The organism is Photobacterium sp. GB-72 (genome assembly GCF_003026095.1).
In the GTDB taxonomy this organism is placed as follows: domain Bacteria; phylum Pseudomonadota; class Gammaproteobacteria; order Enterobacterales; family Vibrionaceae; genus Photobacterium.
The window spans coordinates 16,597-32,201 of the sequence record NZ_PYNV01000008.1; the positions used below are offsets into that span (position 1 = coordinate 16,597).

Annotated in this window: 17 protein-coding genes; 9 read left to right on the plus strand and 8 right to left on the minus strand. The window is 37.7% G+C overall.

Going from position 1 to position 15,605, the window contains the following annotated elements:
* Positions 1–231 precede the first annotated feature (231 nt).
* Entirely contained in the window at positions 232–384 is a 153-nt protein-coding gene (locus C9J40_RS22140) for a hypothetical protein (protein ID WP_199187097.1), read from the minus strand.
* A gap of 419 nt (positions 385–803) precedes the next feature.
* Between C9J40_RS22140 and C9J40_RS10580 the strand changes: the two genes are divergently transcribed.
* Positions 804–1,613, plus strand: a complete 810-nt coding sequence (locus tag C9J40_RS10580; RefSeq protein WP_107246782.1) for a PhzF family phenazine biosynthesis protein — start codon at positions 804–806, stop codon at positions 1,611–1,613.
* A gap of 121 nt (positions 1,614–1,734) precedes the next feature.
* Positions 1,735–2,025: a YkgJ family cysteine cluster protein gene (locus tag C9J40_RS10585; RefSeq protein ID WP_107208340.1), complete on the plus strand. Its 291-nt coding sequence runs from the start codon at positions 1,735–1,737 to the stop codon at positions 2,023–2,025.
* Positions 2,026–2,095: 70 nt separating this feature from the next.
* On the opposite strand, the gene C9J40_RS10590 is transcribed toward C9J40_RS10585, so the two are convergent.
* Both C9J40_RS10590 and C9J40_RS10595 read right to left on the minus strand, forming a co-directional pair.
* Positions 2,096–2,683 carry a YceI family protein gene (locus tag C9J40_RS10590; protein ID WP_107246784.1) on the minus strand — a complete coding sequence of 196 codons (588 nt, stop codon included), beginning with the start codon at positions 2,681–2,683 and terminating at the stop codon, positions 2,096–2,098.
* Positions 2,684–2,728: 45 nt separating this feature from the next.
* Entirely contained in the window at positions 2,729–3,274 is a 546-nt protein-coding gene (locus tag C9J40_RS10595) for a cytochrome b (protein ID WP_107246785.1), read from the minus strand.
* A 252-nt stretch (positions 3,275–3,526) separates the two neighbouring features.
* On the opposite strand from C9J40_RS10595, the gene C9J40_RS10600 reads away from it, so the two are divergent.
* Positions 3,527–4,222: a pseudouridine synthase gene (locus tag C9J40_RS10600; RefSeq protein ID WP_107208393.1), complete on the plus strand. Its 696-nt coding sequence runs from the start codon at positions 3,527–3,529 to the stop codon at positions 4,220–4,222.
* Positions 4,223–4,342: 120 nt separating this feature from the next.
* Here C9J40_RS10600 and C9J40_RS10605 read toward each other — a convergent pair whose 3' ends face one another.
* A complete protein-coding gene (locus C9J40_RS10605) occupies positions 4,343–4,849 on the minus strand; it encodes a lactoylglutathione lyase family protein (RefSeq protein WP_105061909.1) in 507 nt (168 codons plus the stop codon).
* A 99-nt stretch (positions 4,850–4,948) separates the two neighbouring features.
* Here C9J40_RS10605 and C9J40_RS10610 point away from each other — a divergent pair, with 99 nt between their 5' ends.
* The 5 genes from C9J40_RS10610 (at position 4,949) to dtpA (C9J40_RS10630) (ending at position 10,881) form a co-directional block, all read left to right on the plus strand.
* Positions 4,949–5,824, plus strand: a complete 876-nt coding sequence (locus C9J40_RS10610) for a LysR family transcriptional regulator (protein ID WP_107208337.1) — start codon at positions 4,949–4,951, stop codon at positions 5,822–5,824.
* Positions 5,825–5,879: 55 nt separating this feature from the next.
* A complete protein-coding gene (locus tag C9J40_RS10615; protein ID WP_107246787.1) occupies positions 5,880–6,293 on the plus strand; it encodes an NUDIX domain-containing protein in 414 nt (137 codons plus the stop codon).
* Between the two features lie 558 nt (positions 6,294–6,851).
* The gene (gene dtpA, locus C9J40_RS10620; RefSeq protein ID WP_107208335.1) at positions 6,852–8,330 is read left to right on the plus strand and encodes a dipeptide/tripeptide permease DtpA; all 1,479 of its coding nucleotides are present in this window, start codon (positions 6,852–6,854) and stop codon (positions 8,328–8,330) included.
* Between the two features lie 213 nt (positions 8,331–8,543).
* Positions 8,544–8,837 carry a SemiSWEET transporter gene (locus C9J40_RS10625; protein ID WP_107208334.1) on the plus strand — a complete coding sequence of 98 codons (294 nt, stop codon included), beginning with the start codon at positions 8,544–8,546 and terminating at the stop codon, positions 8,835–8,837.
* 553 nt (positions 8,838–9,390) lie between these two features.
* On the plus strand, positions 9,391–10,881 hold the full coding sequence (gene dtpA, locus C9J40_RS10630) for a dipeptide/tripeptide permease DtpA (protein WP_107246788.1): 1,491 nt from the start codon (positions 9,391–9,393) through the stop codon (positions 10,879–10,881).
* Positions 10,882–10,949: 68 nt separating this feature from the next.
* Here dtpA (C9J40_RS10630) and C9J40_RS10635 read toward each other — a convergent pair whose 3' ends face one another.
* Positions 10,950–12,206 carry an adenylosuccinate synthase gene (locus C9J40_RS10635; protein ID WP_005364252.1) on the minus strand — a complete coding sequence of 419 codons (1,257 nt, stop codon included), beginning with the start codon at positions 12,204–12,206 and terminating at the stop codon, positions 10,950–10,952.
* 179 nt (positions 12,207–12,385) lie between these two features.
* Between C9J40_RS10635 and C9J40_RS10640 the strand changes: the two genes are divergently transcribed.
* Positions 12,386–13,291 (plus strand): LysR family transcriptional regulator, encoded by a 906-nt coding sequence (locus C9J40_RS10640; protein ID WP_107208332.1) that lies wholly within the window; start codon positions 12,386–12,388, stop codon positions 13,289–13,291.
* A 102-nt stretch (positions 13,292–13,393) separates the two neighbouring features.
* Here C9J40_RS10640 and C9J40_RS10645 read toward each other — a convergent pair whose 3' ends face one another.
* From C9J40_RS10645 to C9J40_RS10655, 3 genes are all read right to left on the minus strand, one after another.
* On the minus strand, positions 13,394–13,858 hold the full coding sequence (locus C9J40_RS10645; RefSeq protein WP_107246790.1) for a copper resistance protein NlpE: 465 nt from the start codon (positions 13,856–13,858) through the stop codon (positions 13,394–13,396).
* Between the two features lie 82 nt (positions 13,859–13,940).
* Complete coding sequence (locus C9J40_RS10650; protein WP_107208330.1) at positions 13,941–14,246, minus strand: hypothetical protein; 306 nt, start codon at positions 14,244–14,246, stop codon at positions 13,941–13,943.
* 90 nt (positions 14,247–14,336) lie between these two features.
* A complete protein-coding gene (locus tag C9J40_RS10655) occupies positions 14,337–15,125 on the minus strand; it encodes a hypothetical protein (RefSeq protein ID WP_107208329.1) in 789 nt (262 codons plus the stop codon).
* Positions 15,126–15,605: the final 480 nt, after the last annotated feature.

Consider the following 15,605-nt stretch of genomic DNA (forward strand, 5'->3'; position numbering starts at 1 on the left):
ACAGAAGAAAAATGCAATAGAAAAAACAATAAAATTACGGTAATAACAGAGGAAGTTTGCGGCGCCCAAAAATCTGAGAGCATATCGCTATTTGTTTCTCAGATACTTGGTCATAATGTATAAGGCTTTGATATAAATTGCTAAGGTAGTCTTGTTCCCAATGGCTTAACGTTCAAAATAGAGTAATAATGCATGCATCATTAATCTTCTGAATAATTAATGAGCTATTGATCATAGCTCCCACTCTTTATCCCATTCGCGCTGCATGTGTAAGTTTTCAATTCGCTCGCGAACACTCACTTTTCTTTCTGTTGTCTTTGGTGCTACTTTTCTTTTTGTTTTAGCTTCTGTGGTTGTTCGTTTGATGTCAGTTTGCTTTGTCATGAATGTCTCTCTGTTAATACATAATCGTAAATAGCTATATCGGTCGATAATTGAATATTGCCGTTATCAAGCAACAAAAGTGCATGATATGGAAAGATATAGATAAGCTAGGAGGTCAATATATGGCTTTGCTGGTGAAGTTATTCAATTCATTAAAAGTAATATAAAGACTTGTTTACATAATACCAAAATTATTGCATAACTTCCACACAAACATTTTTATTCGGATTTGTAAACTGATTTTTTCTAACCAAATATCTTATGGTTCGCTTCTTGTTGTTCCCTGATGTAGATAATTAAAATCATCTATATATGGATGAATAAAAAACCATATATCAGAAACTTAACAACGAGTTAACAACATACGCAGGGTGACTTGCTACGATCATAATAAATAAGAGAAAGAAGAGTAGGAAATAATGGATATCGAGATCTATCAAGTTGATGCTTTTACCAATGAAACATTCAAAGGTAATCCTGCGGGTGTTTGCATTACAAAGGAAACGTTATCGAAAGATTTAATGCTATCGATTGCAGCGGAAATGGCAGTATCAGAAACCGCTTTTTTATCATTAAATAACATGAACTTAAAATGGTTTACACCTCAAGCTGAAGTCAAACTATGTGGCCATGGTACACTTTCCGTTACTCATATTTTAAAAGAAAAAAAACTTTTTAACGTTAATGATACCGTGACATTTAATACCCTGTCAGGATCATTAAGCGCCTTAATAAAACCATCAACCATAGAACTCGATTTTCCGGCGCCAATACTTGATTTTAATATCACACCATCTACAGAGCTGTTAGCGTCTTTAGGCATTGAAGCTACACATGTTACTGCTTATGGTATTTTTGATTCGAAGATATTTATTGAAGTTGATAACGAAGAAATTGTATTAAACCTTGCGCCAAACTTTGATCGCCTAACAAAAATTGATGGCCGCGGCGTGTTAATTACCGCATCAACCCAGCGCGATGATCTGGATTTTATCTCTCGCTTTTTTGCCCCTTGGGTTGGCGTTAATGAAGATCCCGTAACAGGTTCAGCACACTGTGCTTTAACACTTTACTGGTCAGAAAAGCTCAATAAAGTAAAACTTAATGGTTATCAAGCATCTGCGCGTGGTGGATATGTCAGCACCGAGTTATTACCCAATGAACGTATAAAACTCATAGGCTCAGCGATTACAACCATAAAAGGTACAATGCAGTTACCTAATGTATAACGACATCTGATATATACGATATTTAGAACATGGCACATCATTGGAAAACATAAGATAGCAATGCCGTTTTGGGGTATGATGCGGCATTGAGTTACTTAAAGATAACTGTGTTTTTCAAGCTATGAACATCCCAATTAAAAATGAAACCACACCTGAAGTCTCATGCTCTAACTGTAAAGCATGCTGCTGCCGTTTAGAGGTGATGATTATCTCAGATACAGGTGTACCAGAAAGGCATATCAAACGAGATATGTGGGGGGGTGAAACTATGCTTCGACTCGCTGATGGTTGGTGCTCTGCACTTGATAGAGAGACCTTCATGTGTACGATTTATGAAAACCGTCCTTGGATTTGCCGCGAATTTGAAATGGGCTCTTACGAATGTGTTGATGAGCGTACTGAATTTCTATAGCTCCAATATCTATCACTAACGAGTTAGCGCTTACATTTTATATAAATGCTAACTCGTCTACCTTACTCAATTAAAGGCGGATCCCTTCAACATTGAGTTCTAACTCAACCTCTGTAGAAGCAGGGCCTAAATTTGTTTTAATATCATAATCTTTCAATGAGATCATTGTAGTACCAACAAATCCACGACGATAGCCGCCCCACGGATCATTACCTGCACCAACATGTTTAACATCAATCGTAACCGGCTTTGTAACGCCATTTAACGTTAAATCACCTGTCATGGTAGCGTTGCCATCCCCCAACTCTTTAAAAGAGCTACTAACAAAAGTCGCTTCTGGAAATTTTTCAACATTTAAAAAATCACTGCTGCGTAAATGTTTATCACGCTCAGCATGGTTGGAGTCCACACTCGCCGTTGCTATATTCACTTTAACTTTTGATGCTTCAGGCTGCTTTTCATCATAACTAAACTCACCATCAAAGGTATTAAAACGCCCTACCAACCAACTGTAACCAAGATGCTGGATCCGAAATTGAATCGATGCATGTGAGCCATTAGTATCGATTTTATAATCGTCTGCTAGCGCTACTGATGACATACTAGCCGCAGCCAAAAGTGTGCAAGGAATAAAAGATCTTAGTAGGCGCTTTTTCATCATAATCTCCGTTTATGTCGTAATACGTCTTATCTAATTTTGTCATTATGCTTTGCCTAGCATGCGTTTTAGCGTGTTATCTTTATCTATAAAGTGATGTTTTAACGCGCCAATAGCATGTAAAAGAGCAAAACCAATCAACACACAAGCACCATACCAGTGAATAGTACCCGCGATATCTTCTTGATTTTGAATACTTGTAAGCGTTGCTGGAATATCAAATACACCAAAGATACTGATCGCTCTTCCATCGGCAGTTGAGATCAAGTAACCACTGAACATCACCACAAATAACAGCAGATACAATAGCCAATGCGTTTTTTGTGCGAGCCATTGCTCCCATTGAGCATGACTAGAAAGAGTGGCTGGTGCGTCAGTTAATGCTCTTAATAGCAACCTTACGATCAATACAAAGAATAAGATCAAACCAGTACTCTTATGAGTATCAGGCGCAGTGTTATACCAAGCATGATAATAATTTAAATCAACCATCCACCAGCCAAGCGCAAATAATCCAACGACAGTCAGCGCAACCAACCAGTGAAGTAAAATAATCATGGGGTTCCAATTTTTATTTGGTGTTTTTTTCATGGTTATTCGCTCGATGAGGAAAGTTGTTTTTAGCATAATAAACAAATAAGCAACAATTTATTAACCAACTTTGTCAGTGTTTGTGTATCAGACCGCTATATTTATTCGCATAGAAGATAAAAATGGATATTTACCTGTAAAGTGATAATGCTCTTTCGCATAAAAAACACTCGCTAAATTAAGGTTCAGGATTGCTAAATAGAAATGATAACGGATAATAATGCGCTTGTTTCCCTACTTGTGTTCAGTGTTATGCGTCTTGATAAATTTATTTGTAAAAGTACCCAACTGACTAAAGCAGAAGCCATAGAGCGAATACACGCCGGTAATATTAGCGTCAACGATGCTGTAATTATCAATGAAACAACACAAGTACATGAGAATAATACCGTTATCATGGATGGCAAAAGGCTAATTGCGCGTGAGTTTCGCTATATCCTAATGCATAAACCTGCGGGCACTATCTGCTCAAATATTGATGAAGTTTATCCCTCTCTATTTAACTACCTTGATATTGAAAATATCGCTGAATTACACATTGCAGGGCGTTTAGATGCGGATACCACAGGAATGGTACTGATCACTGATGATGGGCGTTGGTCATTTAACATCACATCACCAAATCAAAAATGCAGTAAAGTTTATCGGGTTGGTTTGTCTCGAGATATTGCGGCAGACGTGGCCGAAAAATTTAAAGCAGGGATCAAATTACAAGGCGAACAAAAGTTAACCGCACCAGCGATATTAACCATTATTTCAGTGAAAGAAGTATTGCTGACGATTACTGAAGGCAAGTTTCATCAGGTTAAGCGCATGTTTGCCGCTGTTGGTAATCGCGTCGTGTCTCTTCACCGTGAAGCGATTGGCGAGGTGACGCTTGATCTTGAAGTCGGGCAATGGCGTTACCTAACCAAAGACGAAGTCACCTCTTTTATTAAAGCTGATTAACCAAAACAAATACTGAAATATACAAAATCCGACTCATTTACCTTTCCTCAAAGAAAATGTAAAGCCGGATTTTGGTTATAACAACACCGTATTATTTACAACAAAGCTAACACTTAACGCTTATTTATATGCACCAGCACTGTAGTGTAATTCATAGCTATGAGAGTAAATTTCAATGATGTTACCAAATGGGTCTTCCATGTAAATCATACGGTATGGCTTCTCACCAGGGTAATAAAAACGTGGTGCTTTCATACGTTTTTTACCGCCAGCTGCAACGATCTTTTCTGCAAGCTCTTCAACATTAGGATCTTGAACACTAAAGTGGAATACCCCTGTCTTCCAATACTCGAAGTTATCTTCAGGATTGGTTTGGTTTTTAAACTCAAACAGTTCGATACCAATACGATCACCTGTTGATAAATGTGCAATACGAAAACGCTCCCAGTTACTACCAAAAACATCTGTGCACATTTCACCAATCGCGGAATCATCTTCAATAATTTCTGTTGGTTCCATGATCACATACCACCCCAGAACTTCGGTGTAAAACTTAACCGCAGCATCAAGGTCAGGTACTGAAATACCAATATGAGAAAAGCTACGTGGGTAAGTCTGATTTGTCATGGTTTGTTCTCTTCATCGTTATTGTTGATGTGAGTAGATTACAAATCACATGTTATTAAGTAAAATTATCATTCATAATAAAAATGAGTACGTTTTGTAATGATTAATCCCATTTGGTTACGTAGCTTTTGTACTTTGGTAGAAACTGGACATTTTACTCATACCGCTGAAAAGCTTTATATGACGCAATCCGGTGTCAGCCAACATATAAAGAAATTAGAGCAATATTTAGAGCAACCTCTGCTCACTCGCCACGGAAAAAAATTCACGTTGACTCACGCTGGTGAACGCTTGTACAACGAAGCTAACCAAATTGTATTGTCGCTTACAGATTTAGATAAAAGGATCAGTATTGATCCTCGTTATGAAGGCATGGTACGCATTGCTTCTCCTGGTAGCATTGGTTTGAAGCTCTACCCTCATTTGCTGGCTTTTCAACAACAATATCCTGAATTAGTTATTGATTATCGCTTTGCACCTAACCATGAAATAGAAACCTTACTTGCAGAGCAGCGTATCGATATTGGCTTTATGACACGCCTTTCAAATAAAGCCGATATAACCCTGAATGCCATGGGTAAAGAAGCGCTTTTGCTGGTTACGCCAGCCTCTATTTCATCGCCAAGTTGGGACAAGCTTACTGAGTTAGGTTTTATTGATCACCCTGATGGGGTTTATCATGCAAGCCAGTTACTCAGTGTTAATTACCCTGAGTTTAAGCATATTAACCAATTTAAGCGGTCAGGATTTTCTAACCAAATTAACCTTATTTTAGAACCCGTAAAACGAGGACTAGGGTTTACTATTTTACCTCGTTACGCTGTGGATGCCTTTCAAGATAAAGCGCATGTAAATATCCATTTATTTAACAATGAAGTCAGCGAGAATATATACTTAGGCACTCACGCCAACCGATTTATTCCTAACCGCGTTGCAGCTGTGATTGAAGAAGTAATGACCTGTCTAAGTGCTTAAACTATAAGAATGAAAAATGGCGCAACGTTTTTAGAGCAAATTATTGAGTAAATAAATGAGTAAAGTAATTGATAAGCTCGCTTGGGTTTTAATTCAAGACGGTAAATTTTTAGTAGTAAGATCTCAAGGTAAAGCGCTGTTTTACCTTCCTGGTGGTAAACGTGAAGCCGGTGAAAGTGACATTGAAGCACTAACCCGTGAAATCAAAGAAGAACTGTCCGTTGATCTTATACCAAACAGTATTAAATACATGGAAACATTTACGGCTCAGGCCGATGGTAAGGCAGAAGGCATCTCAGTAAAACTGACGTGTTACTTTGCTGATTATTCTGGGGATCTTATACCTGCAGCTGAAATCGAAGAACAAAGATTCATTGATAGTACCGATGAAAGCCTGTGTTCTACCGCTGCATTAGCGGTATTAAAGTGGCTAGAAAAAACCTCACTGATTGCAGGAACACTTGCTTAACAGATAAATATAGGTGTCGTTCAATCGGCACCTATCAAGAGTGTTAGACAAGCCCGAGCATCTTTGCAAGTAAATATCTTAGGTAATTCCTATCCATTGTTAGCTAATCGTAATCGTAAATCGCTCTGCTATTATTTTAAATCCATATTCAACCTATTAACATCCTTCTTTACATCCCTCGTTAAAACGTATAACTATATTTAATAATTACCCACTTTATTTGCATATATAGCTAATACACAATCGTTCACACATGCTAGCCTTTATATTTTTCGCCATTTGTTTTCTGATATTTGGCAGCCACTCGAATTTTTTAACTCTTTTTTATTACTGTATTTTAATAATAAGATTGCAGCTAAAAAACTAACACAAGCCATTGTTTTAACTACATATAAAAACTAGTGACAACTAAATGCAACCAACCAAAATTAACAACTTATATTTAGGTAATTGCTGATGACGGATAATACTAGTACTTTTTCAAATAGGTGTCTTTTTCTAACACTGAATAGCTAAAAATACAGAAAATAAAATAATTATAAAATTTAAGGGTACGCAATGTCCGAAGTAAATATATTTAAACAACCAAAACCTTTCTATTTAATATTTTCAATTGAATTTTGGGAACGCTTTGGCTTTTATGGTATGCAAGCGATTTTAACTGTGTATATGGTTAAAATTCTTGGTATGTCGGAATCTGCGTCATTTACTTTATTTGGTGCCTTTTCAGCACTGGTGTATGGATCTGTCGCGATTGGCGGCTGGGTGGGTGATAAAGTATTAGGAACCAAGCGTACAATCACACTGGGTGCCATTATTCTTACTGCGGGTTATGTTTTTCTTGGGCTTTCAGCCAGCCATGAAAATAGCAGTCCAATGCTGATTTACATGGCGATGGGCTTTATTACTATGGGTAATGGTTTATTTAAAGCGAACCCTTCAAGTTTATTAGCCAAAGTTTATGGCGAGAATGATCCCCGTTTAGACGGTGCCTTTACCTTGTATTACATGGCGATAAATTTAGGCTCTTTTTTCTCAATGCTATTAACACCTTGGATTGCAGAAAAATTTGGCTATGATTTGGCGTTTTCCGTCAGTGCTATCGGCTTGGTGATCACGATTGTGAATTTTATAATCAGTCACTCTACCGTGAAAAACGTTGGTTCAAAACCTGATATGAAGCCTGTTAATGTTGTGCATTATATTAGTGTATTAGTCGGTGCAATTGTGCTGAGCTTCGTCAGTGCTTTTTTGCTACAACATTTATTCTACGCACACGCTATTTTGGTGGTAGTGGGAATCACTATTGTTGCGTTGTATTTCAAAGAAGCATTAAAAACATCTGGTATTGAACGCGCTAAAATGTTGGTGGCATTTTTATTAATGTTACAGGGCATTGTTTTCTTTGTACTGTATTTCCAAATGCCAACCTCGCTTAATTTCTTTGCTATCCATAATATCTCTCATGATCTGTTTGGTATTAGTGTTGCGCCAGAACAATTTCAAGCGCTGAATCCACTATGGATCATGATTGCTAGCCCTGTTCTTGCCATTATTTATAATAAGTTTGGTGATCGTTTCTCTATGCCGTTCAAATTTGCACTCGGCATGGTGCTATGTAGCTTTTCTTTCTTAGTACTGACTTTTGGTTCGCACTTTGCCAATAGCCAAAGTGTTATCAGCTCTAACTGGTTAGTGTTATCTTACTTCTTCCAATCTATTGGTGAGCTGCTAGTATCTGGTCTTGGATTAGCGATGGTCGCTCAGCTTGTTCCTCAACGTATGATGGGATTTGCGATGGGTATGTGGTTCTTAACATCAGCAACGGCTGCGGTTCTTGCTGGCTGGGTAGCAACACTAACAACAGATTCAAGCAAGATTGTAGATCCACAACAAACATTAGCCATTTATAGCCATGTCTTTGGGGTGATTGGCTATGTTACTGCCGCGATTGCTCTACTTACCCTAATTATTGCGCCAAAACTAACACGCGTGATCTACGCTAAAGAGACAACAGAAGAAACTGCTGCAGCATAATATTTTCTAGCGATTTCTTTTAACGAAAATTTGAACAATGTACCCAAGCAGCTTCAAACAACAGGTTTTGATAATACGATAGGCCTTGTAGTTTGAAATTACTTGGGTATATTTTTAGCATTTTATTAGCAATATAGCTAAACTTTTAAAAATATTATTTATTATTAGTTGTTTAGTTGTTTAGTTGTTTAGTTGTTTAGGAGTTTAATTCATATGTCGCTGTTGGAGAGTTTAGGGAAGAAACTTGAACCGCTCATGTTGTTTATGGGGTTAGTAAGCCCAATTGCAACATTGCCTCAGTTATATAAGCTTTTTATATCCCATCCCAATCATGCCCATGGTTTATCGTTAACCACCTGGTCTATGTATGCGCTTATTTCTTTGCTCTGGTTTATTTATGGTCTCTACCATAAAAACCCGACAATTTGGGTTGGTAATTTTTTAGGATTTCTCGCTTACTTTGCCATGATGGTAGGCATAGTAATGAAGGCAGGTATCACCTTCTAGGTATTCATAAAAATGAAAGAATGGAATATCTTCCCTTCTTTTCATTAGTTTAAAGAAAATGGGCGAGTTGATAATTAACACGCTCATTTATTGTGATAACAAAGGCCATCTCAATATTGCATATTAGCTACTTCGCTATCATTAATTCGTAAATCACTCTGCTTTTTTTAAACCTATATAAACCTATTACCTCCCCCCCCTCTTACGCATCGCTCCCAATATAAAACAAAGTTTTATATTTATTCATTTTTGGTACAATTTTAAGTAATACACAACCTATTAAACACTGTGTAATTGATATTTTTCAGTCACTCGATATTTATAACTTTTTTCTCTATTATATTTTAACAATAAAAAAGTTGACCATTATAAATGTAACCTATTGTTTTTATGCTATAAATAAAAAACATAAAGCCATTAATTGCAATCAACCAAAAATAATAACTTATATTTACCCAATTGCTGATGACTATTCAAAATAGTAGCTTCGTCAAGAATGCAACCTTATCACAACAAAGATACAAAAAAACAACAATGCAAACTAAGGAATGTAATGTCTGACGTTAATATATTTAAACAACCAAAACCCTTCTATTTGATATTCTCCATCGAATTTTGGGAACGCTTTGGCTTTTATGGAATGAATGCAATTTTGACTGTTTATATGGTCAAAATTCTTAATATGCCAGAGTCTGCTTCCTTTACATTATTTGGTGCCTTTACAGCATTGATATATGGTTCAGTAGCGCTTGGCGGTTGGGTTGGTGATAAAGTTTTAGGAACCAAACGTACAATTACGCTTGGTGCAATCGTCCTGACAATAGGTTATGCATTACTTGGTCTTTCAGCGAGTCACGGTAATGGTAGCCCATCTATGATTTATATCGCGATGGGTTTCATTGCTATGGGTAATGGTTTATTTAAAGCTAACCCTTCAAGCTTACTGGCGAAAGTATACGGTGAAAATGACCCTCGCTTAGATGGTGCTTTTACCATGTATTACATGGCGATTAACTTAGGCTCGTTCTTTTCAATGCTTTTAACACCATGGATTGCTGACAAATTCGGTTATAACTTTGCGTTTTCAGTGAGTGCTATTGGTTTAATCATTACCATTGCAAACTTTATTGTGAGCAAAAAAACCGTTCAAGATGTTGGCTCCCCAGCTGATATGAAACCCATGAATAGCTTTTACTTTTTATGTGTTGTTATTGGTACAGTCGCTTTAAGCTTTGTGAGTTCATTCTTGCTTCAGCATTTATTTTACGCACATGCCATTCTAGTCGTTGCAGGTATTGCTATTGTTTCACTGTATTTTAAAGAAGCTTTTTCAACATCAGGCAACGAACGAGCAAAAATGCTCGTTGCTTTTGTACTTATGCTTCAGGGAGTTGTGTTCTTCGTACTTTACTTCCAGATGCCGACATCATTGAACTTCTTCGCCATTCACAATGTTGAACATAACATCTTCGGAATATCCGTTGCTCCAGAACAATTCCAAGCACTAAACCCAATGTGGATTATGCTTGCAAGCCCACTATTAGCGATTATTTACAATAAGCTAGGCGAACGCTTTTCAATGCCGTTCAAATTTGCATTCGGTATGGTGCTATGTAGCCTTGCTTTCTTAGTCCTTCCAGTAGGTGCTAAGTTTGCAAATAGCCAAAGCATTATTAATTCTGGTTGGTTAGTGGTCTCTTACCTATTCCAGTCTATTGGTGAATTATTGGTATCAGGTCTAGGTTTAGCCATGGTGGCACAGCTTGTACCACAACGTATGATGGGCTTTGCTATGGGAATGTGGTTCTTAACCTCTGCAACAGCGGCTGTTATCGGTGGCTGGGTAGCATCATTAACAGCAGTACCGAGTAATATTGATGACCCACATCAGACACTTATCATATATAGCAAAGTGTTTAATGAAATTGGTGTTGGTACAGCCGCAATAGCTCTGATTACATTACTTATTGCGCCTAAATTAACGCGTATTATTTATGCAAAAGATACAACAGAAAAAAACAGTAACAGCGGCGGCTTAGAATAACAAATACAACAGCGGTCGTGTTAATAATTAACACGACCGCTGTTTTTATTTTTTACTTTGAACGTATATTAGCGAAGGATCATTTGATCACGCTCAGGACCAACAGAAACCATTTTAACTGGCACGCCCATTAGCTCTTCAATACGAAGTACGTACTCTTGTGCACCTTTAGGTAGCGATTCAAATGTACGACAACCTGTAATATCTTCTTCCCAACCAGTCATTTGCTCGTATACAGCCGTTAGTGATGCAGTTTGAGGCCAAATTGGGTTTTCAGTATGCTCACCGTTGTAAGCCACACAGATTTTCAGATCTTTCATACCTGTTAAGCAGTCGATCTTAGTTAGTGCAATTTCAGTTGCTGCTTGTAGTTCAACACCGTTACGAGTAGCCACTGCATCGAAGTAACCCATATCACGTGGGCGACCGGTTGTTGCACCGAATTCTTTTGCATCTTCACGGAATTGATCTTGATCTTCCATTGCAGTGATCAACGTACCCGTACCTACTGAAGAGCTGAATGCTTTTGCTACTGCAATAACACGCTCAGGATGAAGAGCAGGTAAACCACTACCAATACCAGCGTAAGCTGCAGTTACGTTAGAAGATGTTGTCCATGGGTATTCACCGTAAACTAAGTCACGACCCGCACCCAGTTGTGCTTCAAACAACAACGTTTTGTCTTCTTTTTGTAGTGCTTTAAGTGGCTCTGTTACGTTACAAATACTGTCACGCCAAGGTTGAGAAACCTCTAATAGCCACTCTGTCATTTCTTCTGCTGTTTGGGTGAATTCAAAAGATGGGTATAGCGCTTTAAGTTGAGGAAGTTTCCAATCCATCATGAATTGAATACGTTCACGTAACACTGCAGGTTGTTTTAACCAACCAACAAGAATACCTTTTTTCATTACACGATCGCCGTATGCAGGTGCGATACCTTGACGTGTTGAACCGTAAGCACCATCACCTAGACGTTGTTCTTCTAAGGTATCTTCCAGTGCGTGAAGCGGTAGACATAATGTTGCACGATCTGAGATGCAAAGTTTCACTTCAACACCTGATGTTGCTACTTCTTCGATTTCTAAAGACAGTTTTTCAGGGCTGATCACCATGCCAGGGCCTAACACAGCAATACAATCAGGATTAAATACGCCGCTAGGTAATTGGTGCAATTTGAACGTACCAAAATCGTTAACAACAGTGTGACCTGCGTTATTACCACCTTGGAAACGGATACTTGCTGAAGCTTGGTCTGCTAAATAATCAACAATACGACCTTTACCTTCATCACCCCAGTTAGCACCAACAACAACAATAGACGACATAATTTAAATCTCCTCAAAAGCAATGACACCTATCCTATGCTCATCTAGTCAATAAGAATAATTAATAATCGTTATTAACTTGATAAGAATATCATATATGGAGTATGGTTAATCTTCTCTACTCAATATGTTATGTATGATAATAAATATCATCTACTGCTTAGGAAATCATTGCTAATATGATTGATATCCACTGGCTCAATACCTTTGTCGCTTTGGCAAAGCACCAGCACTTTGGTAAAACTGCAGCTGCGCTACATATGACGCAACCTAATGTAAGCCTTCATCTCAAGCAATTAGAACAAACCACGCGGGTTAAGTTAATTGAGCGTAACCCTTTTCGTTTAACTCAAGCCGGTGAACGTCTGTTACAAAGTGCAGAAAATACTTTAATGGAACTGCAAATTTGTCAGGCCGATCTGAACGCTATCAATGAGCTTAATCGCGGTACTTTAACCATAGCAGCCAGTGATATTATTTCTCGTTTGTTATTAATTAGCCCTTTTCAGTCTTTCAAGAAAGAATATCCAGGGATTGATCTGTCTCTTTTTAATACCACTTCATCTCAAGCAACCGAGTTAGTCAAAAGCGCGAAGGCGGATCTTGGGTTCGTTATTGCACAGAAAGAGAGTCAACCACTGCATTTTACTGAATTACGACAAGTTAAATGGTGCGCATTAGGTAATGGCTTATCACGCTGGCAGGCATTGTCGGCTAACCCTTCACAAATCATCCCAGCCGAACCTCTCGCAGCAGAAGAACCCACCTTGATTTTGCTCGGCCACGATACCCGAACCCGTGAATTAATTGATATGGCATTGCCTTTATTAAAATTAAAAAAATACCATGTAATGGAAGTAGGCAGTGTAGATGCGCAGATTGATTGGGCGGAAGCGGGATTTGGTGTCGCAATAGTACCGAGTTTTTCTTTACATTCAAAACCACACTTACAAACACAAATAACACCACTGCCTGATTTCCCGACAACCAGTTTGGGATATATCGTGCGTCAAAACCAAGTGCTTTCACGAGCGATTAAGCAACTCTTACGCTGGGTAGATGATGAAATCCAACGCTCTCAGTAGTACTCGCGATCTTCATCGCCTATCCTAGCACTAGATATAATTAAGCCCTGTGATCAGGGCTTAATATATATGCTAACAACAAAGTGTTCCGAGCATAATGGGTTATTTGTGATCTTGTTTTTTTAATGTATACGCATCAGCAAGATCACCTTGGACACGCTTACCATCTTTATCTAAATGGAAGATACGTTGTTCACCCACGAAATACTGAGCTGTTTGACCACCACCTAAATTCAAGGTGATCGTATCGCCTTTATCATTCCAGTCAAACTTACCTTCTGTAGTTAAAGGTTTGGTTTCTTTATCTTGATAAGTTTGATCTAAAATGTAAGTGCCATTGTCTTTTAGCGTTAAGCTTGTTTCAATTCCAGAACAATCAGCACAAGGCTCAATACCTGTATATTCCCCCATCCAATCAAGTGAGTTCTTCGCATTATCAGCAGCCTGTGATAATTCTGTAACTTGATCATTCGCCGCAGATGCCGTTGATGACGTTTTATCTGAAGCTTGATCACAACCCACAAGTACTAAACCAAGAAGGGCTGTAGCTAAAAGTGTTTTTTTCATCTTAATCTCCTTGAAATAACACAAAATATTATGGATATGTACACGTCATAAAACAGAACACCATAATAAACTATGTTATCAATTACTCAGCAGTTGCATCCTTAACTGCGTCTTTCATATTGTCCGCAGCTTTGCCTGCATCATCTGCCATCTCTTTTGTGGCATCAACTGCTTTATCTGCAACATCATTCGCCGCTTTTGCTGTATCGTCAGCCGCTTGCTTTGTGGCATCAACAGCATCATTGGCAACTGCTTTGGTTGAATCAATCACTTGTGTTGCGGTATCTGATGCCTTGTTTTGCATATCTGTCGCGGTTTTATCTGTGCTTTGGTCACAGCCAACAAGTGCTAAACCGAGAATTGCAGCAACTAATAATGTTTTTTTCATCTTAATCTCCTTAGAAAAAACAAGATACCTTGAAACTCGCAACTGAGAGTTTCACGGTATCTTGCTATAATATTCGAAATTTTAGGACGCTTAATTTAGTAAATCTGATGCTTTTTTCTCTAAATCATCAGCAGCATTTTCTGTTTTATCAACAGCAGAATCGGTCATTTCAGCGGCTTTTTTTTGCGCAGCTTGAGCTGAATCATCGACAGACTTCATTGCATCATTTGCGGCATTTTTTACGTTATCTTCTGTCACTGCTGTTTTATCCACTGCAGCATCTTTCATTTCTGTCGCTGAATGTTTCATTTCATCCATTGAATGATCCGCGGAATCTTCAGCTTTATTGACCGCATCAGACGCTTCAGTTGCTTTTTCTTTTGTCACATCTATTAACGCTTTTGAATCATCAGCAACAGTATCTTTTACTTCTGATACTGAACTATTCATTTCTGCAACTGCCGCAGAAGTCTTTTCATCGGCTGATGAATTTGTTAAAGAGGTTTTCAATTCAGATGCTTTTTCTTTCATAGAATCAACAGAATCATCAACAACTTGCTTTGATTTATTAACCATGTCAGTTGTTTTCTCTTTTACAGCATCTGTCATCTCCGACGCTTTTGTAACCGCTGAATCACTTAATTCAGCCGCTTTATCAACCATTTTGTTGGTTTGATCTTTGACTACGTCAGCAGCATCGGACACCGTATTTTTAGTTGCATCTAACGCCGTACCTGATTGTTCCGTCACTTTATCTTTCATTTCAACGGTTGAATGTTGGGCAGCAGATGTACTATCTGTAGCTGTATTTTGTTTTGCCTGATCACAACCAACTAAAAATAAACCTGCAATAGTCATCGCGATAATTGTTTTTTTCATACAAACCCCTGTAACGAATACTGTTTTAATATGACCCTGACAGTATCTATCTACTAGATAAACCTGTGTCTTAATGACGTCATTTCCAAGTCAATAATAGGTCAATTTATTACTTTTAGGTATTAAATCTCTTTTAATTCAAGATGGAAAATATGAAAAATGGAAAATAATATAACATTATTTTCCATTCTTTTTCTAAATAGGTAGAATTTCTCATTAATTGAAATATTCAATATATTAATAACAACCATGTCAATTTTGAATACATTTATTATTCTATACTTTTCACAACCCTTATATAATAATCACCCATTGCCTAAGAAAAAACTGCCCATTAAAAATAAACAGAAAAGACAAATAATATTTCAAGACCTAAACAATGTAATGAGAAGCTATTATTTATCAAAAAAACTCTAAATTTAATAGTGTATTTTTTCTATCCGTTAGTGCATACCCTATTGCGGAAATAACGACGATTAA

Coding starts and splice junctions, on each gene's coding strand:
- C9J40_RS22140 (WP_199187097.1), bottom strand. CDS start 384: ATGACAAAGCAAACTGACATCAAACGAACAACCACAGAAGCTAAAACA.
- C9J40_RS10580 (WP_107246782.1), top strand. CDS start 804: ATGGATATCGAGATCTATCAAGTTGATGCTTTTACCAATGAAACATTC.
- C9J40_RS10585 (WP_107208340.1), top strand. CDS start 1,735: ATGAACATCCCAATTAAAAATGAAACCACACCTGAAGTCTCATGCTCT.
- C9J40_RS10590 (WP_107246784.1), bottom strand. CDS start 2,683: ATGAAAAAGCGCCTACTAAGATCTTTTATTCCTTGCACACTTTTGGCT.
- C9J40_RS10595 (WP_107246785.1), bottom strand. CDS start 3,274: ATGAAAAAAACACCAAATAAAAATTGGAACCCCATGATTATTTTACTT.
- C9J40_RS10600 (WP_107208393.1), top strand. CDS start 3,527: ATGCGTCTTGATAAATTTATTTGTAAAAGTACCCAACTGACTAAAGCA.
- C9J40_RS10605 (WP_105061909.1), bottom strand. CDS start 4,849: ATGACAAATCAGACTTACCCACGTAGCTTTTCTCATATTGGTATTTCA.
- C9J40_RS10610 (WP_107208337.1), top strand. CDS start 4,949: ATGATTAATCCCATTTGGTTACGTAGCTTTTGTACTTTGGTAGAAACT.
- C9J40_RS10615 (WP_107246787.1), top strand. CDS start 5,880: ATGAGTAAAGTAATTGATAAGCTCGCTTGGGTTTTAATTCAAGACGGT.
- dtpA (WP_107208335.1), top strand. CDS start 6,852: ATGTCCGAAGTAAATATATTTAAACAACCAAAACCTTTCTATTTAATA.
- C9J40_RS10625 (WP_107208334.1), top strand. CDS start 8,544: ATGTCGCTGTTGGAGAGTTTAGGGAAGAAACTTGAACCGCTCATGTTG.
- dtpA (WP_107246788.1), top strand. CDS start 9,391: ATGTCTGACGTTAATATATTTAAACAACCAAAACCCTTCTATTTGATA.
- C9J40_RS10635 (WP_005364252.1), bottom strand. CDS start 12,206: ATGTCGTCTATTGTTGTTGTTGGTGCTAACTGGGGTGATGAAGGTAAA.
- C9J40_RS10640 (WP_107208332.1), top strand. CDS start 12,386: ATGATTGATATCCACTGGCTCAATACCTTTGTCGCTTTGGCAAAGCAC.
- C9J40_RS10645 (WP_107246790.1), bottom strand. CDS start 13,858: ATGAAAAAAACACTTTTAGCTACAGCCCTTCTTGGTTTAGTACTTGTG.
- C9J40_RS10650 (WP_107208330.1), bottom strand. CDS start 14,246: ATGAAAAAAACATTATTAGTTGCTGCAATTCTCGGTTTAGCACTTGTT.
- C9J40_RS10655 (WP_107208329.1), bottom strand. CDS start 15,125: ATGAAAAAAACAATTATCGCGATGACTATTGCAGGTTTATTTTTAGTT.